Origin of the sequence: unidentified bacterial endosymbiont (assembly GCF_918797525.1) — a bacterium.
Lineage (GTDB): Bacteria > Pseudomonadota > Gammaproteobacteria > Enterobacterales > Enterobacteriaceae > Enterobacter.
In genome coordinates, this window is sequence record NZ_OU963893.1 from 1342450 (window position 1) to 1366800 (window position 24351).

Annotated in this window: 18 protein-coding genes, 1 tRNA gene, 3 rRNA genes and 1 other annotated feature; of the genes, 12 read left to right on the forward strand and 10 right to left on the reverse strand. The window is 52.5% G+C overall.

The features are described 5' to 3' along the window. The first annotated feature begins 247 nt into the window (after positions 1-247). Entirely contained in the window at positions 248-1120 is an 873-nt protein-coding gene (locus NL510_RS06430; protein ID WP_253382567.1) for an SMP-30/gluconolactonase/LRE family protein, read from the forward strand. Here NL510_RS06430 and pheA read toward each other — a convergent pair. The 4 genes from pheA to bamD form a co-directional block, all read right to left on the reverse strand. Continuing rightward, the gene (pheA, locus tag NL510_RS06435; RefSeq protein ID WP_253382570.1) at positions 1117-2277 is read right to left on the reverse strand and encodes a bifunctional chorismate mutase/prephenate dehydratase; all 1161 of its coding nucleotides are present in this window, start codon (positions 2275-2277) and stop codon (positions 1117-1119) included. The genes NL510_RS06430 and pheA overlap by 4 nt on opposite strands. A 30-nt stretch (positions 2278-2307) precedes the next feature. Next, positions 2308-2433: a sequence feature (Phe leader region), on the reverse strand. Next, positions 2385-2432 carry a hypothetical protein gene (locus tag NL510_RS06440; RefSeq protein WP_253384780.1) on the reverse strand — a complete coding sequence of 16 codons (48 nt, stop codon included), beginning with the start codon at positions 2430-2432 and terminating at the stop codon, positions 2385-2387. (Overlaps the previous feature by 48 nt.) A 103-nt stretch (positions 2434-2536) precedes the next feature. Continuing rightward, positions 2537-2878 (reverse strand): ribosome-associated translation inhibitor RaiA, encoded by a 342-nt coding sequence (gene raiA, locus NL510_RS06445; RefSeq protein ID WP_137903881.1) that lies wholly within the window; start codon positions 2876-2878, stop codon positions 2537-2539. Between the two features lie 269 nt (positions 2879-3147). Then, positions 3148-3885, reverse strand: coding sequence for an outer membrane protein assembly factor BamD (gene bamD / locus NL510_RS06450; RefSeq protein ID WP_253382572.1), 738 nt, complete (start codon positions 3883-3885; stop codon positions 3148-3150). Between the two features lie 131 nt (positions 3886-4016). Here bamD and rluD point away from each other — a divergent pair, with 131 nt between their 5' ends. From rluD to NL510_RS06495, 9 genes are all read left to right on the forward strand, one after another. Then, a complete protein-coding gene (gene rluD / locus NL510_RS06455) occupies positions 4017-4997 on the forward strand; it encodes a 23S rRNA pseudouridine(1911/1915/1917) synthase RluD (RefSeq protein WP_253382574.1) in 981 nt (326 codons plus the stop codon). Continuing rightward, positions 4994-5725: a purine nucleoside phosphorylase YfiH gene (yfiH, locus tag NL510_RS06460; protein WP_253382576.1), complete on the forward strand. Its 732-nt coding sequence runs from the start codon at positions 4994-4996 to the stop codon at positions 5723-5725. The genes rluD and yfiH overlap by 4 nt, the downstream gene beginning before the upstream one ends. A 129-nt stretch (positions 5726-5854) precedes the next feature. Beyond that, positions 5855-8428 carry an ATP-dependent chaperone ClpB gene (clpB, locus tag NL510_RS06465; RefSeq protein ID WP_253382578.1) on the forward strand — a complete coding sequence of 858 codons (2574 nt, stop codon included), beginning with the start codon at positions 5855-5857 and terminating at the stop codon, positions 8426-8428. Positions 8429-8878: 450 nt separating this feature from the next. After that, positions 8879-10418 (forward strand): 16S ribosomal RNA (locus tag NL510_RS06470). An 85-nt stretch (positions 10419-10503) separates the two neighbouring features. After that, positions 10504-10579 (forward strand) — tRNA-Glu (locus tag NL510_RS06475). 182 nt (positions 10580-10761) lie between these two features. Continuing rightward, positions 10762-13668, forward strand: a 23S ribosomal RNA gene (locus NL510_RS06480). 64 nt (positions 13669-13732) lie between these two features. Continuing rightward, positions 13733-13848: ribosomal RNA gene (rrf, locus tag NL510_RS06485) — 5S ribosomal RNA — on the forward strand. The 16S, 23S and 5S rRNA genes sit together here with 1 tRNA gene alongside, the layout of an rRNA operon. Positions 13849-13975: 127 nt before the next feature. After that, positions 13976-14428, forward strand: coding sequence for a DUF4385 domain-containing protein (locus NL510_RS06490; RefSeq protein ID WP_253382580.1), 453 nt, complete (start codon positions 13976-13978; stop codon positions 14426-14428). A gap of 149 nt (positions 14429-14577) precedes the next feature. After that, positions 14578-15885, forward strand: a complete 1308-nt coding sequence (locus tag NL510_RS06495; RefSeq protein WP_253382582.1) for an MFS family transporter — start codon at positions 14578-14580, stop codon at positions 15883-15885. Here NL510_RS06495 and NL510_RS06500 read toward each other — a convergent pair. The 5 genes from NL510_RS06500 to trxC form a co-directional block, all read right to left on the reverse strand. Further along, a complete protein-coding gene (locus tag NL510_RS06500) occupies positions 15882-16205 on the reverse strand; it encodes a YfiM family lipoprotein (RefSeq protein ID WP_253382584.1) in 324 nt (107 codons plus the stop codon). The two genes, NL510_RS06495 and NL510_RS06500, sit on opposite strands and share 4 nt — an antisense overlap. Positions 16206-16250: 45 nt before the next feature. Beyond that, positions 16251-17606, reverse strand: coding sequence for a CDP-diacylglycerol--serine O-phosphatidyltransferase (pssA, locus tag NL510_RS06505; protein ID WP_253384782.1), 1356 nt, complete (start codon positions 17604-17606; stop codon positions 16251-16253). A gap of 110 nt (positions 17607-17716) precedes the next feature. After that, positions 17717-20380, reverse strand: coding sequence for a bifunctional acetate--CoA ligase family protein/GNAT family N-acetyltransferase (locus NL510_RS06515; RefSeq protein ID WP_253382586.1), 2664 nt, complete (start codon positions 20378-20380; stop codon positions 17717-17719). A gap of 35 nt (positions 20381-20415) precedes the next feature. Further along, on the reverse strand, positions 20416-21114 hold the full coding sequence (tapT, locus tag NL510_RS06520; protein WP_253382588.1) for a tRNA-uridine aminocarboxypropyltransferase: 699 nt from the start codon (positions 21112-21114) through the stop codon (positions 20416-20418). Positions 21115-21183: 69 nt separating this feature from the next. Continuing rightward, positions 21184-21603, reverse strand: coding sequence for a thioredoxin TrxC (trxC, locus tag NL510_RS06525; protein WP_253382589.1), 420 nt, complete (start codon positions 21601-21603; stop codon positions 21184-21186). Between the two features lie 204 nt (positions 21604-21807). Between trxC and NL510_RS06530 the strand changes: the two genes are divergently transcribed. Beyond that, positions 21808-22875, forward strand: a complete 1068-nt coding sequence (locus tag NL510_RS06530; RefSeq protein ID WP_253382591.1) for a tRNA/rRNA methyltransferase — start codon at positions 21808-21810, stop codon at positions 22873-22875. 43 nt (positions 22876-22918) lie between these two features. On the opposite strand, the gene ung is transcribed toward NL510_RS06530, so the two are convergent. Then, complete coding sequence (gene ung, locus NL510_RS06535; protein WP_253382594.1) at positions 22919-23611, reverse strand: uracil-DNA glycosylase; 693 nt, start codon at positions 23609-23611, stop codon at positions 22919-22921. Between the two features lie 311 nt (positions 23612-23922). Between ung and grcA the strand changes: the two genes are divergently transcribed. Then, entirely contained in the window at positions 23923-24306 is a 384-nt protein-coding gene (gene grcA, locus NL510_RS06540; protein ID WP_253382596.1) for an autonomous glycyl radical cofactor GrcA, read from the forward strand. The last annotated feature ends 45 nt before the right edge of the window (positions 24307-24351 follow it).

The following is a 24351-nucleotide window of genomic DNA, read 5'->3' on the forward strand; positions in this document are numbered from 1 at the left end:
CCGCAAGCCAGGTTAGTCAAGACCGCATAGGGCAATTTTATTAAGGATACCAGTTTATAAACTAACAATAATGATATGGTTAGGTTCTGGTCGTTCTGATAAGCCTTCAGGATCGCCTGCGACAATGGTTGCTGGCAGGCTGAAACACCCTCAGGGAAATATCGTATTGTTTTTCAAATGCATTAGCGCATTGGTGTATATACTAAAAAGCCTGCGGGATCTCCGCTGACTTTTTTAGGGATTTGTCATGACTCAGTTGCGCGTGTTATTTGACTATACGGGACATCTGCCAGAGTGCCCGACGTGGAGTGTGAACGAAAATGCACTCTACTGGGCAGACATCCTGCAGGGCGAGATCCACCGGTATCATCTGCCTACGGCAGAACACACCGTATTGTCCTTTCACGAAGAAGTAGGCTGTTTCGCGCTGCGAGAGAGCGGCGGTTTTATCGTCGCGATGCGAACGGGCATCTGGCTTAGCGATAAACACGGTCTGCTGCAGCGTAAGGTATGTGATAATCCGTCAAACCCGCAGCTCGCGCGTTTCAACGATGGCGGCACCGATGCTCAGGGGCGTTTTTATGCCGGTACTTTCTGGGGGCCGGGGGATTACAATGGCGCATTGCTGATGCGCATCGACAACGATCTGACACCGAAAGTTATCCAGTGTGATATCCACGGGCATAACGGTTTAGCGTTTAGCCCCGATCAACAGTGGATGTTCACCTCGGACACGCCCAACGCTGTTATCTACCGTACGCCGCTTGATGAACAGGCTGAACCAGGCAAACGCGAGGTATTTCGCCGCTTTAAAGAGGGTGAAGGCATACCTGACGGTGCGGCGATGGATGCAGAAGGCTGCTACTGGAGCGCGCTGTTTGATGGCTGGCGCATTGCACGGTACTCACCGCAAGGGGAGCAGCTTGAGGAGTATCGTCTGCCGGTTCGCTGCCCGACGATGGTCTGTTTTGGCGGTGACGATATGAAAACACTGTTTGTTACCACCACGCGGGAAAATATGGATGCTGAGGAGCTGGCGCAATACCCGCTTTCTGGTGCCATCTTCACCCTGCCAGTTAGCGTGGCAGGGATGAAAAAAAGCCGCTTTATCGAGGGCTAAACGGGATCGACCGGGACGACGTTTTCGCTCGGATAGCAGCCAAGCACTTTCATAGAACGGGTGATTTTACCCAGTTCGCGCAGGGCTTTCTGCATCGATACAGACTCCAGGTTGGCCTGAATATCGAGGTAGAACATCTCTTCCCAGGGGTTACCGTGGATCGGACGAGATTCCAGTTTGGTCATAATCAGGTTGTGGTTACGCATAACCAGCAGAGCTTCAACCAGCGCGCCCGCTTGTTGGCCGGTGGCCATCAGCAGGGTTGTTTTGGCGGGTACCTGGTCGGAGACATCAATGGCTTTACGCGCCAGTACTACGAAACGGGTGATGTTTTGCGTCTGGTTTGCCAGGTTACGTTCCAGTACCTGCAAGCCATAAAGCGCGCCCCCCGCCTCGCTGCCAAGTGCGGCAACGGTAGGGGTGTTTGCCTGAGCCACTTTTTCCATCGCCGCGGAGGTACTTTCGGTGTACTTAATTTTCCAGTTCGGATAGCGGTTCAGGAACTGGCTGCACTGCTGGAAGGGCTGTGGGTGGCTGTAAACGGTCTCGATTTTACTTAAATCGGTTGAACCAGACACCAGCACGCAGTGATCGATAGGAATTGTCATTTCGCCAACCAGTGACAGGCTGGTGTGCTGCAGCAGATCGTATACGTCATTAATGGCCCCTGAGCTGGTATTTTCAATCGGCACCACGGCGTAATCGGCCTGGCCTGTTTCAACCTGGTTGAAAATATCGGCAAATTTCGCGCAACCGCTCTCAATAAACTCTTCGAAATGACGGGCTGCGTACTGCCGTGCGGCGAGATGAGAGTACGAACCTTTCGGGCCAAGGAAGGCGATACGCGCAGAGTATGGGTTGGTTTTATTCAAATGCTGCTGCAGTAGCGCCTGCTGGGTCAGGACGGAGTCTTCGATGATGAGCTGGAACAGGCGGGTGATGTAATGAGCATCCAGGTGATGCGCTCTACCTAACTGAATCAGACGTTCCAGCAGATCGCGTTCGCGATCGATATCGCGTACTTGGCGATGAGAGGCCAGCTTGGCTTTGCCCACTTCGACGGCGAGCAAGCGGCGTTCTGCCAGCAGGGCCAGTAATTTTTCATCCAGGGCGCTGATCTTAACGCGCAGGTCAAGTAACGGGTTTTCCGGTGTCATAGGGTTGCTTGTCTCATATTATCGTTATCAATAAAAAAGGCCCCCCGGTTTGGGAGGCCCTGTTGTTCGTCTTCGCATTCTTTATCACACGACGAAACGCCTCCCGTTCAGGGGAAGGTAAAAAAGAATGCGAAGAAAAACGGTCCTGGCATCATGAATTTTTCCTGTCGTTGATATTGTTAAAGTACCTGTACTGTTTTGACCCTGTCAATAAAAAACGCGCCCGAAGGCGCGTTGGCGGTATACTCAATTTAAAGGATTACTCTTCTTCAACTTCTTCCGCGAAGCTGGCGTCTTTCACCGATGTTGCGGCGCGACGGGCTTCACCTTTGTGTTGCACTTTATTGAGCTGCCGTTCCAGCTTGTTGATCAAATCGTTAATAGCAGTATACATATCTTCGTGCTTGGCGCTGGCGACCAGATGGCCGTTTGGAGTATTGATAGTTGCGTCAGCGATGAAGCCTTGCGGCTCCTTGGACAGAATGATATGTGGGTTAATCAAATGTGTTTGCCATTTATCCAGTTTGGCGAGACGGTCTGCGACGTGCTGGCGAATTGCCGGAGTAATTTCCATTTGTTTACTGGTAATGTTCATTGGCATAAATTTTACCTCTTGTCTTTCCGTCTTGGTAATTCCAGCATACCCGACCCAATGTCAAAATGTGTGATTTAGATCACGTTATTTTGTCGGGTTTTGTCAGGGAATGTTTTTTGTGAGGAAGCACGGGAAGAGGTAATTTTTACCTTGTCCTCATCAATATTTGTGGCCATAGTTGATAGGATGTGCCGAAGCTAAAGCGCTTCAGTGTATAACTAAAATGTATAAAAAAACGGCAGTCTATGGACTGCCGTTATGTATTAGCATCAGGATCAGGTGTTACTGCTGTTCGCGGCGATGATTTTCGCCACTTTTTCAGCCTGGGTCGTCATTTGCATCTGACGATACGCATTTTCCATCAGCTTCAGGCCATCGCGTGTTGCCTGCGTATCGGGATAATCGCGCAGCATACCTTCTACACGGTTTACCACGGCGACCCATGCACCACGGCGGGTATAGTATTCAGCAACTGAATATTCGTATTTCGCCAGACGATCTTTCAGGAACACCAGGCGTTTGGTCGCATCGGTCACGTATTGGCTGTTCGGGTAGCCGCGCACCAATTTGGAAAAGTCGTTGAATGCATTGCGTGCGTGTTGTGGATCACGGTCGGAGCGATCCACGCCGAAGAAGCCCTGCAGGGCACTGTCATCCAGCGCCATGTTCGTTAAACCGCGCATGTACATCACGTAATCAATGTTAGGATGAGTTGGGTTCAGACGCATAAAACGGTCGATCGCTGCCTGAGCCAGCGGCAGATCGGCATTTTTATAATAGGCATAGATCAGATCTAACTGTACCTGCTGGGAATACGGCCCAAATGGATAACGATTATCCAACGCTTCCAGTTGCGTTATCGCCTGTTTCCAGTTACCGTCCTGCAACTTTTGTTGTGCAGTCGCATAGATTTCATTCGGCGGATTGTCAGGGACCTGTTCATTAGAACCGGAGCAGCCCACCAAAGCCAGGCTCAACGTGGCCGCTGCCACCAGATATTTCATGCGCGTCATGACGTTTTGACTTTCCTCAAATGTTTGTCCGGGAGAAACTCTGTTCCTGCTCCCGATTAAGACCAGCTACAATAGCACACTATATTAAACGGCGAAGCCGTAAAACCCAACGTTAAACGAAGAAGCAGTTTATGGCACAACGAGTAGAACTCACCGCAACAGTCTTTGAAAATCAGCTAGGTCAACGCTTAGATCAGGCTTTGGCCGAATTGTTCCCTGATTATTCGCGTTCACGTATAAAAGAGTGGATCCTCGACCAGCGCGTGCTGGTAAACGGCAAGATCTGGGACAAACCGAAAGAGAAAGTGTTAGGCGGAGAAGCTGTCGCCATCAATGCTGAAATCGAAGAGGAAATCCGCTTTGAGCCACAGGATATCCCGCTGGACATCGTCTATGAAGACGACGACATTCTGGTTATCAACAAACCGCGTGGCTTTGTTGTTCATCCGGGCGCGGGTAATCCTGACGGTACGGTACTTAACGCACTTCTTCATTATTATCCGCCGATTATTGACGTTCCCCGCGCTGGTATCGTTCACCGTCTGGACAAAGACACCACCGGTTTGATGGTTGTCGCGAAGACTGTTCCGGCTCAGACTCGCCTGGTGGAATCACTGCAGCTGCGCGAAATTACCCGCGAGTATGAAGCGGTAGCGATTGGACATATGACCTCTGGTGGTACGGTTGAAGAGCCGATTAGTCGCCATCCCACCAAGCGTACCCATATGTCAGTACACCCAATGGGCAAACCCGCGGTAACGCACTACCGCATCATGGAACATTTCCGTATTCACACGCGTCTGCGTCTGCGTCTGGAAACCGGGCGTACTCACCAGATCCGTGTTCACATGGCACATATTACCCATCCGCTGGTGGGGGATCAGGTATACGGTGGCCGTCCGCGTCCGCCAAAAGGGGCCTCGGAAGAATTTATCAGCGTGCTGCGTAAATTCGATCGCCAGGCGCTGCATGCCACCATGCTGCGTCTTTACCATCCGATTACCGGTATTCAGATGGAATGGCATGCGCCAATCCCACAGGATATGGTGGAACTTATCGACGCACTGCGTGCTGATTTTGAAGAGCATAAGGATCAAGTGAACTGGTTATGACCAAACTGATTGTCCCGGAGTGGCCACTGCCTGCGGGAGTGGCTGCCTGCAGTTCGACCCGTATTGGCGGTGTGAGCCAGGGCGCGTGGGAGTCTTTAAATCTTGGCGCGCACTGTGGCGACAACCTGAAAAACGTTGAAGAGAACCGCACGCGCTTGTTTGCAGCGGGGAAGTTACCGTCTAAACCGGTATGGCTCGAACAGGTACACGGTAAAGCGGTGCTTAAATTGTCGGGTGAACCCTACGCGTCTAAACGTGCCGATGCCTCTTATAGTAATACGCCGGGAACCGTTTGTGCCGTGATGACCGCTGATTGTCTGCCTGTATTGTTCTGCAATCAGGCGGGAACAGAGGTAGCTGCCGCGCATGCGGGCTGGAGAGGGCTCTGCGAAGGCGTGCTTGAAGAGACCGTCGCTTGCTTCAAGGATTCTCCTGCCAATGTCATTGCCTGGCTCGGTCCGGCGATTGGTCCGCGCGCGTTTGAGGTGGGTCCTGAAGTGCGCGAAGCATTTATGGCAAAAGATCCCCACGCGGCGAACGCCTTCATGCCCGTGGGGGAAAAATATCTGGCCGATATTTATCAACTCGCCCGCCAGCGGCTAAATCACGTCGGCGTGACGCAGATCTTTGGCGGCGATCGCTGCACCTTCAGTGAAAAGGGCGATTTTTTCTCGTATCGCCGTGACAAGACGACAGGTCGTATGGCAAGTTTCATTTGGCTGATATAACCTAAAGAATCAAGACGATCCGGCACGTGCCGTTTTCTTTTCACTTAATTCAGGTCACTAACCTTGAATAATTGAGGGATGACCTCATTTAATCTCCAGTAGCAAATTTGACCTGTTATGGGAGGAGTTATGCGTCTGGATCGTCTTACTAATAAATTCCAGCTTGCTCTCGCCGATGCCCAGTCTCTCGCGCTGGGGCACGACAACCAATTCATCGAACCTCTTCATTTAATGAGCGCCTTGCTGAATCAGGAAGGGGGATCGATACGTCCATTATTAACGTCCGCTGGCATTAATGCTGGCCAGTTGCGTACCGCCATCGAGCAGGCGCTAAGCCGTTTACCGCAGGTAGAAGGTACCGGGGGTGATGTACAGCCTTCTCAGGATTTGGTGCGTATACTGAACCTTTGCGACAAGCTGGCGCAAAAACGTGGGGACAACTTTATTTCGTCGGAACTGTTTGTTCTGGCGGCGCTTGAATCACGCGGTACCTTGACCGACCTGCTGAAAACTGCCGGCGCGACCACCGCCAATGTGACTCAGGCGATTGAAAAAATGCGTGGGGGTGAAAGCGTGAACGATCAGGGAGCCGAAGACCAACGTCAGGCGTTGAAGAAATTTACGGTCGATCTGACCGAGCGTGCTGAACAGGGCAAACTTGACCCGGTGATCGGCCGTGATGAAGAGATTCGGCGTACCATCCAGGTGCTGCAGCGTCGTACCAAAAACAACCCGGTACTGATTGGTGAACCCGGTGTCGGTAAAACCGCCATCGTTGAAGGACTGGCGCAGCGTATTGTTAACGGCGAAGTGCCAGAAGGGCTGAAAGGTCGCCGCGTTCTGGCGCTGGATATGGGCGCGCTGGTGGCGGGGGCGAAATACCGCGGTGAGTTCGAAGAGCGCCTCAAAGGTGTGCTTAACGATCTGGCGAAACAGGAAGGTAACGTCATTCTGTTTATCGACGAACTGCACACTATGGTCGGCGCGGGTAAAGCAGACGGTGCCATGGATGCCGGGAATATGCTGAAACCTGCTCTGGCACGTGGTGAACTTCATTGCGTGGGTGCGACTACGCTGGACGAGTATCGTCAATATATTGAAAAAGATGCTGCGCTGGAGCGTCGTTTCCAGAAAGTGTTTGTTGCCGAGCCAAGTGTTGAAGATACCATTGCCATCCTGCGTGGTCTGAAAGAACGTTATGAACTGCACCACCATGTGCAGATAACCGACCCGGCAATAGTTGCTGCGGCTACGCTGTCGCATCGCTATATCGCTGACCGTCAGCTGCCAGACAAAGCCATTGACCTGATTGATGAAGCGGCATCCAGCATTCGTATGCAGATTGACTCGAAGCCGGAAGAACTCGACAGGCTCGATCGCCGTATCATCCAGCTCAAGCTGGAACAGCAGGCACTAAAGAAAGAGTCTGATGAAGCCAGTAAAAAACGGCTGGATATGCTTAACGAGGAGCTGGACGATAAAGAGCGCCAGTATTCCGTTCTAGAAGAAGAGTGGAAAGCGGAGAAAGCGTCGCTCTCTGGTACGCAGACGATTAAAGCTGAACTGGAGCAGGCAAAAATTGCCATTGAGCAGGCGCGTCGCGTCGGCGATCTGGCTCGGATGTCTGAGCTGCAGTACGGCAAAATTCCTGAGCTGGAAAAACAGCTTGAGGCCGCAACGCAGTCTGAAGGTAAAACGATGCGTCTGTTACGTAACAGAGTGACGGATGCGGAAATCGCTGAGGTATTGGCCCGCTGGACAGGTATCCCCGTAGCACGCATGCTGGAAGGCGAGCGCGAAAAACTGCTGCGTATGGAGCAGGAACTGCATAATCGCGTGATTGGTCAGAACGAGGCGGTCGAAGCGGTCTCCAACGCCATTCGTCGTAGCCGTGCGGGACTGTCCGATCCCAATCGCCCCATTGGTTCGTTCCTGTTTCTGGGGCCAACCGGTGTCGGTAAAACCGAGTTGTGTAAAGCGCTGGCTAACTTTATGTTCGACAGCGATGACGCAATGGTGCGTATCGATATGTCCGAATTTATGGAGAAACACTCCGTTTCGCGCCTTGTCGGGGCACCTCCTGGATATGTCGGTTATGAAGAGGGGGGCTACCTGACGGAAGCGGTTCGTCGTCGTCCTTATTCTGTCATCCTTCTGGATGAAGTGGAAAAAGCTCACCCGGATGTATTCAACATTCTTCTGCAAGTGCTGGATGATGGTCGTCTGACAGACGGGCAGGGAAGAACGGTCGACTTCCGCAATACGGTAGTGATCATGACCTCGAACCTGGGTTCTGATTTGATTCAGGAACGTTTCGGGGACCTGGATTACAGCCATATGAAAGATCTGGTGCTGGGTGTGGTCAGCCAAAATTTCCGTCCGGAATTTATCAACCGTATTGATGAAGTGGTGGTCTTCCATCCTCTGGGTGAGAAACACATTGCGTCTATTGCACAAATCCAGTTGCAGCGTCTTTATAAACGTCTGGAAGAGCGTGGATATGAAATTCACATCTCCGATGAGGCGCTGAAACTGTTGAGCGAGAATGGTTACGATCCGGTTTACGGTGCGCGCCCACTTAAACGAGCGATTCAGCAGCAGATCGAGAACCCGCTGGCGCAGCAAATTCTCTCCGGAGAGCTTATTCCGGGCAAAGCTATCCGACTGGAAGCCAACGACAATCGCATTGTGGCCGTGCAGTAAGTCACAAAACATCAAAAACGAGCCCCTTGTGGCTCGTTTTTGTTTAAAAACCAGGCGAAATTAAGGCCGCAAACGAAATTTGCCTGGAAAGTGAGCGATCGATAAATAATTTTCAATTTATTCTTGCGACTTAAGAATTACCCCCTATAATGCGCCTCCACTGACACGGAACAACGGCTTACAGGCCGCCGGGTTAGCGGGGTTCAGCGATGAACTCTCGCAGAGAAAAGCGAAATAAACGCTTGACTCTGTAGCGGGAAAGCGTAATATGCACACCCCGCGCCGCAGCAAAAAGCGAAGCGGCACTGCTCTTTAACAATTTATCAGACAATCTGTGTGGGCACTCAAAGTGACATGGATTCTTAATGTCTTCGGACAATAAATGAATACCAAGTCTCTGAGTGAACATACGTAATTCATTACGAAGTTTAATTCACGAGCATCAAACTTAAATTGAAGAGTTTGATCATGGCTCAGATTGAACGCTGGCGGCAGGCCTAACACATGCAAGTCGAACGGTAGCACAGAGAGCTTGCTCTCAGGTGACGAGTGGCGGACGGGTGAGTAATGTCTGGGAAACTGCCTGATGGAGGGGGATAACTACTGGAAACGGTAGCTAATACCGCATAATGTCGCAAGACCAAAGAGGGGGACCTTCGGGCCTCTTGCCATCGGATGTGCCCAGATGGGATTAGCTTGTTGGTGAGGTAAAGGCTCACCAAGGCGACGATCCCTAGCTGGTCTGAGAGGATGACCAGCCACACTGGAACTGAGACACGGTCCAGACTCCTACGGGAGGCAGCAGTGGGGAATATTGCACAATGGGCGCAAGCCTGATGCAGCCATGCCGCGTGTGTGAAGAAGGCCTTCGGGTTGTAAAGCACTTTCAGCGGGGAGGAAGGCGGTGAGTTTAATAAGCTCACCGATTGACGTTACCCGCAGAAGAAGCACCGGCTAACTCCGTGCCAGCAGCCGCGGTAATACGGAGGGTGCAAGCGTTAATCGGAATTACTGGGCGTAAAGCGCACGCAGGCGGTCTGCCAAGTCGGATGTGAAATCCCCGGGCTCAACCTGGGAACTGCATTCGAAACTGGCAGGCTAGAGTCTTGTAGAGGGGGGTAGAATTCCAGGTGTAGCGGTGAAATGCGTAGAGATCTGGAGGAATACCGGTGGCGAAGGCGGCCCCCTGGACAAAGACTGACGCTCAGGTGCGAAAGCGTGGGGAGCAAACAGGATTAGATACCCTGGTAGTCCACGCCGTAAACGATGTCGACTTGGAAGTTGTGCCCTTGAGGCGTGGCTTCCGGAGCTAACGCGTTAAGTCGACCGCCTGGGGAGTACGGCCGCAAGGTTAAAACTCAAATGAATTGACGGGGGCCCGCACAAGCGGTGGAGCATGTGGTTTAATTCGATGCAACGCGAAGAACCTTACCTGGTCTTGACATCCACAGAATTCAGCAGAGATGCTGAAGTGCCTTCGGGAACTGTGAGACAGGTGCTGCATGGCTGTCGTCAGCTCGTGTTGTGAAATGTTGGGTTAAGTCCCGCAACGAGCGCAACCCTTATCCTTTGTTGCCAGCGGTTAGGCCGGGAACTCAAAGGAGACTGCCAGTGATAAACTGGAGGAAGGTGGGGATGACGTCAAGTCATCATGGCCCTTACGACCAGGGCTACACACGTGCTACAATGGCGCATACAAAGAGAAGCGACCTCGCGAGAGCAAGCGGACCTCATAAAGTGCGTCGTAGTCCGGATTGGAGTCTGCAACTCGACTCCATGAAGTCGGAATCGCTAGTAATCGTGGATCAGAATGCTACGGTGAATACGTTCCCGGGCCTTGTACACACCGCCCGTCACACCATGGGAGTGGGTTGCAAAAGAAGTAGGTAGCTTAACCTTCGGGAGGGCGCTTACCACTTTGTGATTCATGACTGGGGTGAAGTCGTAACAAGGTAACCGTAGGGGAACCTGCGGTTGGATCACCTCCTTACCTTAAAGAACCTGCCTTTGTAGTGCTCACACAGATTGTCTGATGAAAAATAAATAGCAAGGCGTCTTGCGATTGAGACTTTAGTGTCCCCTTCGTCTAGAGGCCCAGGACACCGCCCTTTCACGGCGGTAACAGGGGTTCGAATCCCCTAGGGGACGCCACTTGCTGGGTGTGAGTGAAAGGCACAACCAACCGATATCTCAAAACTGACTCAGTGAGTCACGTTTGAGATAGTTGCTCTTTAAAAATCTGGATCAAGCTGAAAATTGAAACGACACACAGTTATGTGTGTTCGGGTCTCTCAAATTTTCACAATCAGAGGCGAAACAGCTTCGGGTTGTGAGGTTAAGCGACTAAGCGTACACGGTGGATGCCCTGGCAGTCAGAGGCGATGAAGGACGTGCTAATCTGCGATAAGCGCCGGCGAGGTGATATGAACCTTTGACCCGGCGATGTCCGAATGGGGAAACCCAGTGTGATTCGTCACACTATCATTATGTGAATACATAGCGTAATGAAGCGAACCGGGGGAACTGAAACATCTAAGTACCCCGAGGAAAAGAAATCAACCGAGATTCCCCCAGTAGCGGCGAGCGAACGGGGAGCAGCCCGGAGTCTGAATCAGCTTGTGTGTTAGTGGAAGCGTCTGGAAAGTCGCAGGGTACAGGGTGATACTCCCGTACACGAAAGCACACTTGCTGTGAACTCGAAGAGTAGGGCGGGACACGTGGTATCCTGTCTGAATATGGGGGGACCATCCTCCAAGGCTAAATACTCCTGACTGACCGATAGTGAACCAGTACCGTGAGGGAAAGGCGAAAAGAACCCCGGCGAGGGGAGTGAAAAAGAACCTGAAACCGTGTACGTACAAGCAGTGGGAGCCTCTTTATGGGGTGACTGCGTACCTTTTGTATAATGGGTCAGCGACTTATATTCTGTAGCAAGGTTAACCGTATAGGGGAGCCGAAGGGAAACCGAGTCTTAACCGGGCGTTAAGTTGCAGGGTATAGACCCGAAACCCGGTGATCTAGCCATGGGCAGGTTGAAGGTTGGGTAACACTAACTGGAGGACCGAACCGACTAATGTTGAAAAATTAGCGGATGACCTGTGGCTGGGGGTGAAAGGCCAATCAAACCGGGAGATAGCTGGTTCTCCCCGAAAGCTATTTAGGTAGCGCCTCGTGAACTCATCTTCGGGGGTAGAGCACTGTTTCGGCTAGGGGGCCATCCCGGCTTACCAACCCGATGCAAACTACGAATACCGAAGAATGTTATCACGGGAGACACACGGCGGGTGCTAACGTCCGTCGTGAAGAGGGAAACAACCCAGACCGCCAGCTAAGGTCCCAAAGTCATGGTTAAGTGGGAAACGATGTGGGAAGGCCCAGACAGCCAGGATGTTGGCTTAGAAGCAGCCATCATTTAAAGAAAGCGTAATAGCTCACTGGTCGAGTCGGCCTGCGCGGAAGATGTAACGGGGCTAAACCATGCACCGAAGCTGCGGCAGCGACGCGTATGCGTTGTTGGGTAGGGGAGCGTTCTGTAAGCCGTTGAAGGTGGCCTGTGAGGGGTGCTGGAGGTATCAGAAGTGCGAATGCTGACATAAGTAACGATAAAGCGGGTGAAAAGCCCGCTCGCCGGAAGACCAAGGGTTCCTGTCCAACGTTAATCGGGGCAGGGTGAGTCGACCCCTAAGGCGAGGCCGAAAGGCGTAGTCGATGGGAAACAGGTTAATATTCCTGTACTTGGTGTTACTGCGAAGGGGGGACGGAGAAGGCTATGTTAGCCGGGCGACGGTTGTCCCGGTTTAAGCATGCAGGCGGAGGTTCCAGGTAAATCCGGAACCTTATTAACGCTGAGGTGTGATGACGAGGCACTACGGTGCTGAAGTAACAAATGCCCTGCTTCCAGGAAAAGCCTCTAAGCATCAGGTAACACGAAATCGTACCCCAAACCGACACAGGTGGTCAGGTAGAGAATACCAAGGCGCTTGAGAGAACTCGGGTGAAGGAACTAGGCAAAATGGTGCCGTAACTTCGGGAGAAGGCACGCTGGCGCGTAGGTGAAGTGACTTGCTCACGGAGCTGAAGCCAGTCGAAGATACCAGCTGGCTGCAACTGTTTATTAAAAACACAGCACTGTGCAAACACGAAAGTGGACGTATACGGTGTGACGCCTGCCCGGTGCCGGAAGGTTAATTGATGGGGTTAGCTGTAAGGCGAAGCTCCTGATCGAAGCCCCGGTAAACGGCGGCCGTAACTATAACGGTCCTAAGGTAGCGAAATTCCTTGTCGGGTAAGTTCCGACCTGCACGAATGGCGTAATGATGGCCAGGCTGTCTCCACCCGAGACTCAGTGAAATTGAACTCGCTGTGAAGATGCAGTGTACCCGCGGCAAGACGGAAAGACCCCGTGAACCTTTACTATAGCTTGACACTGAACACTGGTCCTTGATGTGCAGGATAGGTGGGAGGCTTTGAAGCGTGGACGCCAGTCTGCGTGGAGCCATCCTTGAAATACCACCCTTTAATGGCTGGTGTTCTAACGTAGACCCGTAATCCGGGTTGCGGACAGTGTCTGGTGGGTAGTTTGACTGGGGCGGTCTCCTCCCAAAGAGTAACGGAGGAGCACGAAGGTCAGCTAATCCTGGTCGGACATCAGGAGGTTAGTGCAATGGCATAAGCTGGCTTGACTGCGAGCGTGACGGCGCGAGCAGGTGCGAAAGCAGGTCATAGTGATCCGGTGGTTCTGAATGGAAGGGCCATCGCTCAACGGATAAAAGGTACTCCGGGGATAACAGGCTGATACCGCCCAAGAGTTCATATCGACGGCGGTGTTTGGCACCTCGATGTCGGCTCATCACATCCTGGGGCTGAAGTAGGTCCCAAGGGTACGGCTGTTCGCCGTTTAAAGTGGTACGCGAGCTGGGTTTAGAACGTCGTGAGACAGTTCGGTCCCTATCTGCCGTGGGCGCTGGAGAATTGAGGGGGGCTGCTCCTAGTACGAGAGGACCGGAGTGGACGCATCACTGGTGTTCGGGTTGTCATGCCAATGGCACTGCCCGGTAGCTAAATGCGGAAAAGATAAGTGCTGAAAGCATCTAAGCACGAAACTTGCCCCGAGATGAGTTCTCCCTGACTCTCTGAGAGTCCTGAAGGAACGTTGAAGACGACGACGTTGATAGGTCGGGTGTGTAAGCGTAGCGATACGTTGAGCTAACCGATACTAATGAACCGTGAGGCTTAACCTTACAACGCCGAAGCTGTTTTGGCGGATTTGAGACGATTTTCAGCCTGATACAGATACAGAATTTGCCTGGCGGCTGTAGCGCGGTGGTCCCACCTGATCCCATGCCGAACTCAGAAGTGAAACGCCGTAGCGCCGATGGTAGTGTGGGGTCTCCCCATGTGAGAGTAGGGAACTGCCAGGCATCAATAAAGAAGAACCCCGTACCGTAAGGTCCGGGGTTTTTTGCTTGGGTGCGCTATAAACGTTCGCTGGCGGCTTCGACTTACCCTGTCTACAATTGTTAAATTAATTTGAACAATGGTGCCGCTTTGAGACGTCCATTCGATTATCAGCAAGACTTTGCCAACATTAATTTTCGCGATGATCCCGAGCGATATCAGGTCGGTAGGGGAGAACAGGGCGTTTTAATGGTTGAGCCATATAAGAGCGAAATTCTCCCACACTGGCGGTATAAAAATGCTGAAGTCGCTGCGCGTTCTGCGAAAGAAATCTATGCCCTGTTTGAAGAATACCGCCGACAAAACGACTTTGTGGGTATGGATATGGCCAGAAAATTCATACAGATGGGCTATACACGTGCCCGTCGGTATGCAAATCATAAAGGCGGTAAAAAGTACGATCAGGATCGCCAGGTCAAGCCCCTCGATCATGACCCGGTAAAAGCGGAAGCCGCCGCAGTATTTAAAGAGTGGTGGGATAAAATCCGTGCGGATGATGATTATTTGCACAGAAAAAAAGCACATCAATGCCGGTGGGGATAAATACTATGTTCGCTTATAATTCAATATCCGATCGACTTCACAAAAATAAATGAAACATATCAGAAACATTCTATTTACCTAACGATTGGTTTTAAATCCGGTTCTACTGGTGTGGGCAACTGCCCGCAATGTGAGACAGGGGATTTAAAATGACAGAAACCGTAGCAAGTACAGATACGGAAAACGCAACCTTAACCGGACAGGATACCCGCCGTCGCGTCTGGGCAATCGTTGGGGCTTCATCGGGCAATCTTGTAGAGTGGTTTGATTTTTACGTCTATTCATTCTGTTCGCTCTACTTTGCTCATATCTTTTTTCCAGCCGGAAATCCCACAACGCAACTTCTGCAAACTGCAGGTGTCTTTGCCGCCGGTTTTTTAATGCGTCCTATCGGAGGATGGGTGTTCGGCAGGATCGCAGACAGAAGAGGGCGCAAGACATCAATGCTCATATCTGTATGCATGATGTGCGTCGGCTCGCTGGTGATTGCCTGCTTACCCGGATACGACGTTATCGGAACATGGGCTCCCGCACTCTTACTGCTGGCACGTCTGTTCCAGGGCCTTTCCGTGGGGGGTGAGTATGGCACAAGTGCGACATATATGAGTGAAGTGGCCGTTGAGGGGCGAAAAGGTTTTTACGCATCATTCCAGTATGTAACGTTAATCGGTGGGCAACTGCTCGCTTTACTCGTGGTAGTGATCCTGCAACAAATTTTGAGCGATGAAGATTTGCGTGCCTGGGGCTGGCGCATCCCGTTTGCAATGGGAGCAGCCCTGGCCGTTGTGGCTCTCTGGCTGCGCCGCCAGCTTGACGAAACGTCTCATCAGGAGGTCAGGGCGCTAAAAGAAGCGGGATCGATGAAAGGGCTTTGGCGAAACCGTAAAGCTTTTTTGATGGTTTTAGGATTCACCGCCGCGGGATCGCTGAGCTTCTATACCTTCACCACGTATATGCAAAAATATCTGGTTAACACCACCGGCATGCATGCCAATATTGCAAGTGTCGTCATGACGGTTGCGTTGCTGATGTTCATGCTTATCCAGCCGGTTATCGGAGCACTTTCGGACAAAATAGGTCGCCGCACCTCAATGATGATTTTTAGCGGCTTACTCACGTTAGGGACCGTGCCGCTGTTGACCGCTCTGCAACACACCACCTCACCGTATGCGGCTTTCGCCTTAATTATGGTAGCACTGGTCATTATCAGTTTTTACACAGCAATCAGTGGAATATTGAAAGCAGAGATGTTTCCTGCGCAGGTACGTGCCCTGGGCGTCGGGCTTTCTTATGCGGTAGCAAACGCGCTGTTTGGCGGATCGGCAGAATATGTCGCTTTATCACTCAAATCGTCAGGAAGCGAAACAACCTTTTTCTGGTACGTCACGGTGATGGGGGCGCTTGCATTTGTGGTATCCCTGATGCTGCATCGCAGGGGTAAAGGCATTCGTCTTTAGTAGTGCGCCATTTGCCAGACGGCATACCCGGTCGTTGCACCGGCGACATCCCAGGTAAAATCTTTCCAGCTCCAGCCGCTCCCCGAGGGGCGGCTGTCCCAAAGTTCCTTAGACGCGCCGAGGCTCACTGAGAACATCACGCCGATTGCCGCGCTCCGATCCTGACTATAGCCCTGGCGCTGCGCATACTCGTTTCCGGCAGCAGATAACATAGCTGATGCGATAAAGTGTTGCGCCTTATCCTGACCGGACCAGCTATCGTTTGCCATATGGCTGCATCCCGTCAAAAAAAGGGTCGCCAGCAGGAGAGGGATACGCATCGACACGCTCCATAAAAAAGCCCTGTCGATAACAGGGCCGGGATATTAAAGTATGCGGCTGATAAGACGGTCAATACGGATCCGGCGTAACCGACGAATAAGCTTGCGGACCTTCACCGGATAGTCGGCGATGCTTTGCAGATCGCGATAATGACGGACCACCGTCGTATGTGTGCGGATAAGTTCCAGCTCGCGATCGCGTTTTTCAGTCAGCTCATGCAGCGGATCGTGGATCAAAATGGCATTTTCCAGATCGAGGCGCCAGGCACGAGGGTTTAGATTATTACCGGTCAGCAGCATCCACTCGTCATCGACCCACATCCCTTTAAGGTGGTACGAATTGTCTTCATCTTTCCACAGGCGAACCACTAGCTGGTCGGTGTTCACATAGTACTGTAGACGGCTCAGGAAACGGCGCAGATTAATCTCATAAAGATAAGGCAACGCGCCGATTATCTTAAACGGCTGATCTTCCGGAATGAAGAAGTCGTTTGCTGTTTTATCACCGACGATGATTTCCACTTTTTTACCTTCTCGCAGCAGCTGAATGATATTACGCACCAGCACTGCGGGAAGGTTGAAATATGGCGTGCAAATGGTGAGCTTGTGCTCCGCACATGGCATAAGATGAGAAATGGTTTTATTCAGCAGGCTGGATTTACCCAAACCCACCAGCGGCGTAACGGATAATTCTTCGTTACTGGCATCGCCCTGGAAGTGATAGGCCGCATCACGAAGTTCCTGACGGAACGTGCGAACATCGTTTTTAATTTCCGGGCTTTTGGGACGATGCGGATCGTCAAGACGGTTTACACCGCGACCATGAACCAGGTTCTTATCCACCCAGTGAAACATGATGTCAGCCATTTGCGGATTGCGAATCAGATGGTAGCGGTCATATCGATATTTATCGAGCTGATGGAGATAAACATCATTCAGACTGGCACCGCTGTAGAGGACGCTGTCATCAATGATAAAACCCTTGTAATGCAGGACCCCGAGCGCTTCGCGGGTATTCACTGGCACGCCATAAACAGGCACATCGACGCCAGGATTTTCCTGCGCCGTGCGGCAGTACCAGTCCGCATTCGTGTTAGACGCGGCGGCGCCAATGCGGCCGCGCTGGCCACGGTGCCAGTCAACCAGTACGCGTACATCCAGTTCCGGACGTTGGCGCTTAGCATCATAGAGCGCGTTCAGTATCGCGCGCCCACCTTCATCTTGTTCAAGATACAGCGCCACGATGCAGATACGTCGCGTGGCGCTGGCAATCTTTTCCAGAAGCGTCTCCCGGAAATGCGCGGGAGCATAAAAGAACTCTACATCATCAACTGACTGAGAAATCTTCGGTAGTTGAGCAAGGTGTTGTTGATGTTTATTACGCTTAAATTTTGACAACATCACAGTGCGATTCTTCTCTGTTCATTGAAGGGTTGTCTGTACCATGCAAACAACATAAGCGGACAATGATACCACCAGTACCCTTTAAAGTGGTTAACATTTCCAGCAGCTTACTTTTGATTATCTGCTGAAGTCAGGCTAAGGGAAAGGGCAACAATCCCCTCGTCAAGCTGAATATCAACATCGAATCCAAGCTTTCGCGCCAGGGTCACCATGCCGCGATTGTCAGGCATAGTAATGCCATTCAGGCGCAGTAATCCGTGATCGCGGGTGTAGCTGATGAGTTTTTCCAGTAACCGCCTCCCCAGGCCAAAACCTTTAAGATCGGATCGCACCAGCACAGCGAATTCAGCATCGATATTATCCGGATCCGAAATAGCACGCGTAACACCGAGGATCTCATCCCCCTGGTCGGAACGCCGAACGGCCACAAACGCCATTTCTCGATCGTAGTCGATCTGGGTCATATTGGCTAAATCATCATGGGTAAATTCATTGATTTCGCTAAAGTAGCGATAGTAAAGATCTTCTTTGGTCACCTGAGCGATAAACACGCGCAACTGAGGTTCATCTTCCGGCAGGATAGGCCGAAACAGCGCCCGCTCGCCATTCTTCATCTCAACCCACTCTTCCAGTTGCAGAGGATAAGGGCGAATCGCAAGTCGACTCTCTTTGTCACCGACAAAAGGAGCAATCTCCAGCGTAACGTCTAGCGCAGTAAACTCATTGCCAGAGGCGAGCAGGGGATGAATGTCCAGGCGCTGGATCTGTGCACAATCGACAATCAGGTTAGAAACCTGGACCAGAAACTGACTCAACCCGGCAATGTCGAGCGGACGCAATGCGCTGCGGCCACGAATTTTTTTGCTCTTAATCGCCTGAATCACCAGGTAGCGAGCCAGGTTCATATTCAACGGCGGTAGCGCGACAACCGCCTGCTCCTCGGGTCGCCACTCAACGCCGCCTTCTCCCAGCATAATGAGTGGGCCAAAGACCGGATCGTGCTCCACCACCACCCGCAATTCCTGAGCACCCGCTCGATTCGCCATGCTTTGTACCAGCAGTCCGTGGATCCTTGCCTGCGGCCAGGTCATTTTAACGCGATCGATAATGGCATCTGCCGCTTGCTGCACTTCCGCGGCCGTGCGCAGGTACAACATCACACCCTGAATATCTGACTTATGCGGAATATCGGGTGAGCGCAACTTCAGGGCAACCGGATAACCGATCTGCTCGGCAATATGCACCGCCTCAGCGCTATCGCTGGCGATCCAGGTTGGCAAGGTGTGGATGCCATAACTTCCCAGAACAGGCCGAACCTCGTGAGTATCAAGGGACGTCGCCCCCTCCTCAATAGCCTGCTGCAACTGACGATGCACGTCGACGGAATTGGCCGTCAGGTTATTGGGCAATGCCGGGGTTTCACGAAGTTGTTTCTGGTTACGGCGATACTCCACCATATGCATAAACGCGGTAATAGTACCTTCCGGCGTGCGATAGGTCGGTAGCCCGGCTTCACTGAACAGACGCCGCGCTTCCTGCGAAGAGAACTCTCCGCACCAGTTGGTTAACAGGGTGACGAATTTCCCGCGAGGATGATCACGAACTGTTTCAATCAGCGCCCGCCCACTTTCGCTACCGGGGGCGGCTGCGCTGGGCGAGTGAATGATCATCAACGCATCGAAATCCCGGCTGTCCAGCAAAATGGATATTGCCTTGATGTAACGCTCGCTGCTGGCATCATCGCGTAAATCGAGTGGATTGTCGGGCGTGACGCTGTCTGGCAAAGCCTCTTGCAGGCGCTGAAGCGTCTCTTCCCCCAGCGCGGCCAGCTTGCCATTGCGCCGCCACAGTTCGTCCAGCGCCAGCGCTGCAGGGGCCGCGCCGTTACTGATAATCATTAACTTCTCACCGCGCAGCGGGCGCATGTGGCTTAGCGTCTCGACGGCGGAAAATAATTCGTGCGTATCCTGTACACGCAGCAAGCCCGCACGCTGGATCGCGGCATCCCAGGCGGCGTCCATACCCGAATGCGAATGCAGCAGGCGTTGAGCCGCGGGACTGCGCCCGCTTTTAATAACCAGAATGGGCTTATTGCGGGATGCGCTGCGCGAAGCCGAGACGAAACGACGGGCGTCACTGAGATGCTCAAGGTAAAGGAGGATAGCGCTGGTTTTGCTGTCACGTGCCAGAAAATCCAGGAGTTCGTCTGCATCAATATCCAGGCTATCACCCAGCGCGATAAAATAGGAAAATCCCATCTCCCGCTGTTGCGCCCAGTCGAGAATGGTGTTCGAAACTGCGGCCGATTGCGAGATAAATGCCAGTTTGCCCTTACGGATCGGCACCGGGGAAAAACTGGCGTTCAGCCCCTGCCACGGGGCGAGCAGCCCGAGACTGTTTGGCCCAAGCAGGCGCATCTGATAGCGACTGGCACAGGCCAACAGTTCAGAATGCTGTTCAGGAGGAGAAGAGAGAATAATGCAGGTTTTACAGCCTTTTTCCCCGAGCGACGCCAGGAGTTCCGGATTACGTTTCGCATGGGTGCAGAGCACGGCAAGATCGGGCACGAAGGGCAGACTCTGGACATCCGGCCATGCAAGTACACCCTGCACGGCTTTATACGCCGGAGTGACGGGGATGACGGGGCCATGAAATCCACCAGCCAGCAGGTTACGCATCATCAGATAGCCTGCGCGATCCGGTTTCATTGAGGCGCCGATAACGGCAATGGATTTGGGACGTAATAGCGCTTCTAACCCTCGCTGGCTCATGCAATTCTCCTGTGAATGCAAGCGACCTGATGATTTTAAACGCTTTCTGCCTCTGTTGCTGTGATGTTGCCCTGATGAACGGTTTTTCCCGCCAGATAGCGCTCGCGAAAACAAGAGAAATGGCTGCCCAGCGCGCTGGCGGCAAGGGTATCGCCGGCTAAATCAAGCAGTGCGATGGCCACTTCTGCGGTGCAATATTGCCCGTCGGCATGGGCTTCACGTAAGCGATAAGCCGACACGCGAGACAGATCGACGGAAATCACCGGCAGCGCATCGAGATACGGGCTTTTGCGAAACATTTTTCGTGCTTCGGTCCAGGTGCCGTCCAGCATAATAAACAGGGGCGGTTTGCCGGATGGCGGAGAGAAAAGGACCTGGCGCGGCGCACTGGCATAGGAGGCGGGAAACACGACCATCGGCTGATAATTTGGGTCAGCGACTAAATCCAACAATCCCTGAGGCGGTTGCGTGCGAGACCACTGAAACGCGGCGGTATCCGGCAAAATATCGGCAATAAGACGTCCCGTATTGCTGGGCTTCATCGGTTCGGTGTCGAACATCACCAGACAAAAGCGGCTTTCCGCCGTGCTCGGGGTAAGGGTCTCACATAAACACACCTTGAGCGGCAGCAGGCAACGCTGGCAACGGCGGATACGATTGCCCCGGGCAAGAAACGGGCGAGTGGCACGCGCAAGGCGTTCGGCGCGCAATTGAAGAACAGCGTTATCAGTCATAGGCGAAATGCAGGAAAAACCCTATTTTCGCAGAGGCAGGAACGGGGCACAAGATGTACCCCGTGATTGTTACAGTGATTCGTTCAACCAGCTTTCGAAAGGGGCTTTCGGCACCGCACCGTTGAGCATATCGACGACTTCACCCTTTTTAAAAATCATGATCGTCGGAATGCTGCGAATGCGAAAACGGGCGCTAAGTTCGCGTTCGGCTTCGGTATTCACCTTCACGAAACGCATCTGAGCGCTGCGCTCTTCGGCCACATCTTCGAAGATCGGCGCAAAGTTACGGCACGGACCGCACCAGGGGGCCCAGAAATCGACCACTACGGGAAGATCGTCCTTGAGCAGTTTGTCCAGCGTAGCACCTGTAGCGTTAATGACATCGCCATCAAACAGTTCATGACCACAACGTCCGCATTTCGCACCATCTTCAATCCGATCGTCCGGAATGCGATTAAGAGCCTGACAGTTGGCACATACGGTATTCATAACTAACCTCTGATAGAGCCGTGGGACAGCGGCAAATCGCCGATAATGTTTCTTATATGTTACATATTATCAGTAAGCCTGTTTGAAACGACAATGCGTTTTATTCAATGAGAACAATAGTCACAGGCTTTTGTACGAAATTATGGCTATGGGCAGACACATCGGGTAATCTGCGCGCTTCGCGCAGCGCTGGTGGAGAAAAGCATGAACGACGAAATGAAAAACAAAAGCGGCAAGGTCAAAGTGATGTATGTCCGCAGTGATGATGACTCTGATAAACGCACCCAAAATCCGCGTACCGGAAAAGGTGGCGGGCGTCCGGCGTCCTCTCGTGCAGACGGTGGCCGTCGCCCCGCCCGCGATGACAGAAATAACCGCGGCGATGACCGCAAACGTGATGACCGCAAACGCGATGATTTCTCACGTGATTCCTCCCCGTGGCGTACCGTTTCTCGCGCCCCTGGCGACGAGACGCCAGAGAAGGCTGACCACGGCGGTATTAGCGGTAAAAGCTTTATCGATCCTGAGGTCCTGCGTCGCCAGCGTGCTGAAGAGACGCGCGTGTATGGCGAGAACGCGTGTCAGGCCCTGTTCCAGAGCCGTCCTGAGTGTATCGTTCGCGCCTGGTTTATTCAGAGTGTGACGCCACGCTTCAAAGAAGCCCTGCGCTGGATGGCGGCAAACCGCAAAGCCTACCATGTGGTGGATGATGCAGAGCTAACAAAAGCCTCCGGTACCGAACACCACGGTGGCGTCTGCTTCCTGATCAAGAAACGTAACGGCACCACCGTTCAGCAGTGGGTCAGCCAGGCGGATGCCGATGACTGTGTGCTGGCGCTGGAAGATGTGGGCAACCCGCATAATCTGGGGGCAATGATGCGTAGCTGCGCCCACTTTGGCGTGAAGGGTGTACTGTTGCAGGATGCTGCCCTGCTGGAGTCCGGCGCGGCGATCCGTACGGCAGAGGGAGGAGCCGAGCACGTGCAGCCTATTACCGGTGACAGCGTTCTGGAGGCACTCGAGCAGTTCCGTAAAGCGGGCTACTCCATCGTGACCACCTCCAGCCACGCGGGTACGCCGTTATTTAAAGCGACGTTACCACGTAAAATGGTACTGGTGCTGGGTCAGGAGCGTGACGGTCTGTCTGATGCTGCGATGTCCAGTGCGGATCTCAGCGTCTCTATTGATGGCACAGGCAATGTAGAAAGTCTGAACGTTTCCGTTGCAACTGGCGTACTGCTGGCTGAATGGTGGCGTCAGAATAAAGCTTAATCCCCACGCTTTTTGTCTGCCCGGCGTACCGGGCAGACAACCCTCATCCCTCGCTTTCTGCCGGTAACACTGGCATCCAGTCGATTGGTGTCTCGCCACGTTTCTCCAGCCATTCATTCGCCAGAACAAAGTGATTACTGCCAAAGAAACCGCGATGCGCTGACAGCGGAGACGGGTGCGGAGCTTTTAATACGTGATGGCGCTGGCGGTCGATAATCGCTCCTTTCTTCTGCGCGTGCGATCCCCAAAGTAAAAAGACCACCCCTTCACGATGCTCGTTGATCAGGCTAATCACCTTATCGGTAAAGGTTTCCCAGCCGAGACTGGCGTGGGAATGCGCCTGGCCTGCACGTACCGTCAATACAGTGTTCAGCAATAACACGCCCTGGCGCGCCCAGCTTTCCAGATAACCATGCTGCGGGCGCGTAAACCCGGGAAGGGTCCCTTCAAGCTCTTTATACATATTCAGCAGCGAAGGGGGAATAGCAATACCGGGTCGTACCGAAAATGCCAGACCATGGGCCTGACCGGGGCCGTGATAGGGATCCTGACCGAGAATAACCACCTTTACATCGCTCAACCCGGTGTAACGAAATGCGTTAAACACATCTTTCTGCGGCGGATAGATCGTCTGGCCAGATTGCCGCTCTGCCGCGACGGTGGTGAGAGTATTCACAAAATAGGGTTGCTGCTTCTCTTCCGCCAGCACGTCATGCCATGTTAAAGGGGTAGTCATTTCGCTCTCCTGCAAATCTAAACTGCGCCTAGCTTACCCGTTTAATCCCGGTGAGCAAAATACCCCGCAGAAAATGAACCTAACCCCTTAAATTTAATTTGAAATTATACGAATGGGCTCGAATGTGTCTGGTGGGGAAATTGATCTAAAGCAATAAAATCAAACCACACTCTTTGTGTGGTTGGTGTTTTTGTTGATTTAAGTCAATAAAACCCCGCAGCCTGAGTGATATATATACACGCAAGAAACAATGGTTTTACCAATTGGCCGCCAGCGGTCGACACAAATTAATGTAGCCCAGGAGGCACCACATGATTACAGGTATCCAGATTACCAAAGCTGCGAATGACGATCTGCTCAACTCTTTCTGGCTGCTGGACAGCGAGAAAGGTGAAGCACGCTGTGTAGCAGCAAAAGCCGGTTTTAATGAAGACGAAATCGTTCCAGTAAGCAAGCTGGGCGAAATTGAATACCGTGAAATTCCAATGGAAGTGAAGCCAGAAGTACGCGTTGAAGGCGGTCAGCACCTGAACGTTAACGTTCTGCGTCGTGAAACATTGATGGATGCTGTTGAGCATCCGGAAAAATACCCGCAGTTGACCATCCGTGTCTCTGGCTACGCGGTGCGTTTCAACTCTCTGACCCCAGAACAGCAGCGTGACGTCATCGCGCGTACCTTTACTGAAAGCCTGTAAGCGTTTCAGCCACGGGGTGGCGTAAAAAAGCCGGGATTTCCCGGC

Bases quoted from the DNA above. Each gene is read 5' to 3' on its own strand.
- clpB (WP_253382578.1), top strand. From the start codon at position 5,855: ATGCGTCTGGATCGTCTTACTAATAAATTCCAGCTTGCTCTCGCCGAT.
- NL510_RS06530 (WP_253382591.1), top strand. From the start codon at position 21,808: ATGAACGACGAAATGAAAAACAAAAGCGGCAAGGTCAAAGTGATGTAT.
- NL510_RS06430 (WP_253382567.1), top strand. From the start codon at position 248: ATGACTCAGTTGCGCGTGTTATTTGACTATACGGGACATCTGCCAGAG.
- rluD (WP_253382574.1), top strand. From the start codon at position 4,017: ATGGCACAACGAGTAGAACTCACCGCAACAGTCTTTGAAAATCAGCTA.
- pheA (WP_253382570.1), bottom strand. From the start codon at position 2,277: ATGACACCGGAAAACCCGTTACTTGACCTGCGCGTTAAGATCAGCGCC.
- yfiH (WP_253382576.1), top strand. From the start codon at position 4,994: ATGACCAAACTGATTGTCCCGGAGTGGCCACTGCCTGCGGGAGTGGCT.
- tapT (WP_253382588.1), bottom strand. From the start codon at position 21,114: ATGACTGATAACGCTGTTCTTCAATTGCGCGCCGAACGCCTTGCGCGT.
- NL510_RS06495 (WP_253382582.1), top strand. From the start codon at position 14,578: ATGACAGAAACCGTAGCAAGTACAGATACGGAAAACGCAACCTTAACC.
- bamD (WP_253382572.1), bottom strand. From the start codon at position 3,885: ATGACGCGCATGAAATATCTGGTGGCAGCGGCCACGTTGAGCCTGGCT.
- NL510_RS06500 (WP_253382584.1), bottom strand. From the start codon at position 16,205: ATGCGTATCCCTCTCCTGCTGGCGACCCTTTTTTTGACGGGATGCAGC.
- grcA (WP_253382596.1), top strand. From the start codon at position 23,923: ATGATTACAGGTATCCAGATTACCAAAGCTGCGAATGACGATCTGCTC.
- pssA (WP_253384782.1), bottom strand. From the start codon at position 17,606: ATGTTGTCAAAATTTAAGCGTAATAAACATCAACAACACCTTGCTCAA.
- raiA (WP_137903881.1), bottom strand. From the start codon at position 2,878: ATGCCAATGAACATTACCAGTAAACAAATGGAAATTACTCCGGCAATT.
- trxC (WP_253382589.1), bottom strand. From the start codon at position 21,603: ATGAATACCGTATGTGCCAACTGTCAGGCTCTTAATCGCATTCCGGAC.
- NL510_RS06515 (WP_253382586.1), bottom strand. From the start codon at position 20,380: ATGAGCCAGCGAGGGTTAGAAGCGCTATTACGTCCCAAATCCATTGCC.
- ung (WP_253382594.1), bottom strand. From the start codon at position 23,611: ATGACTACCCCTTTAACATGGCATGACGTGCTGGCGGAAGAGAAGCAG.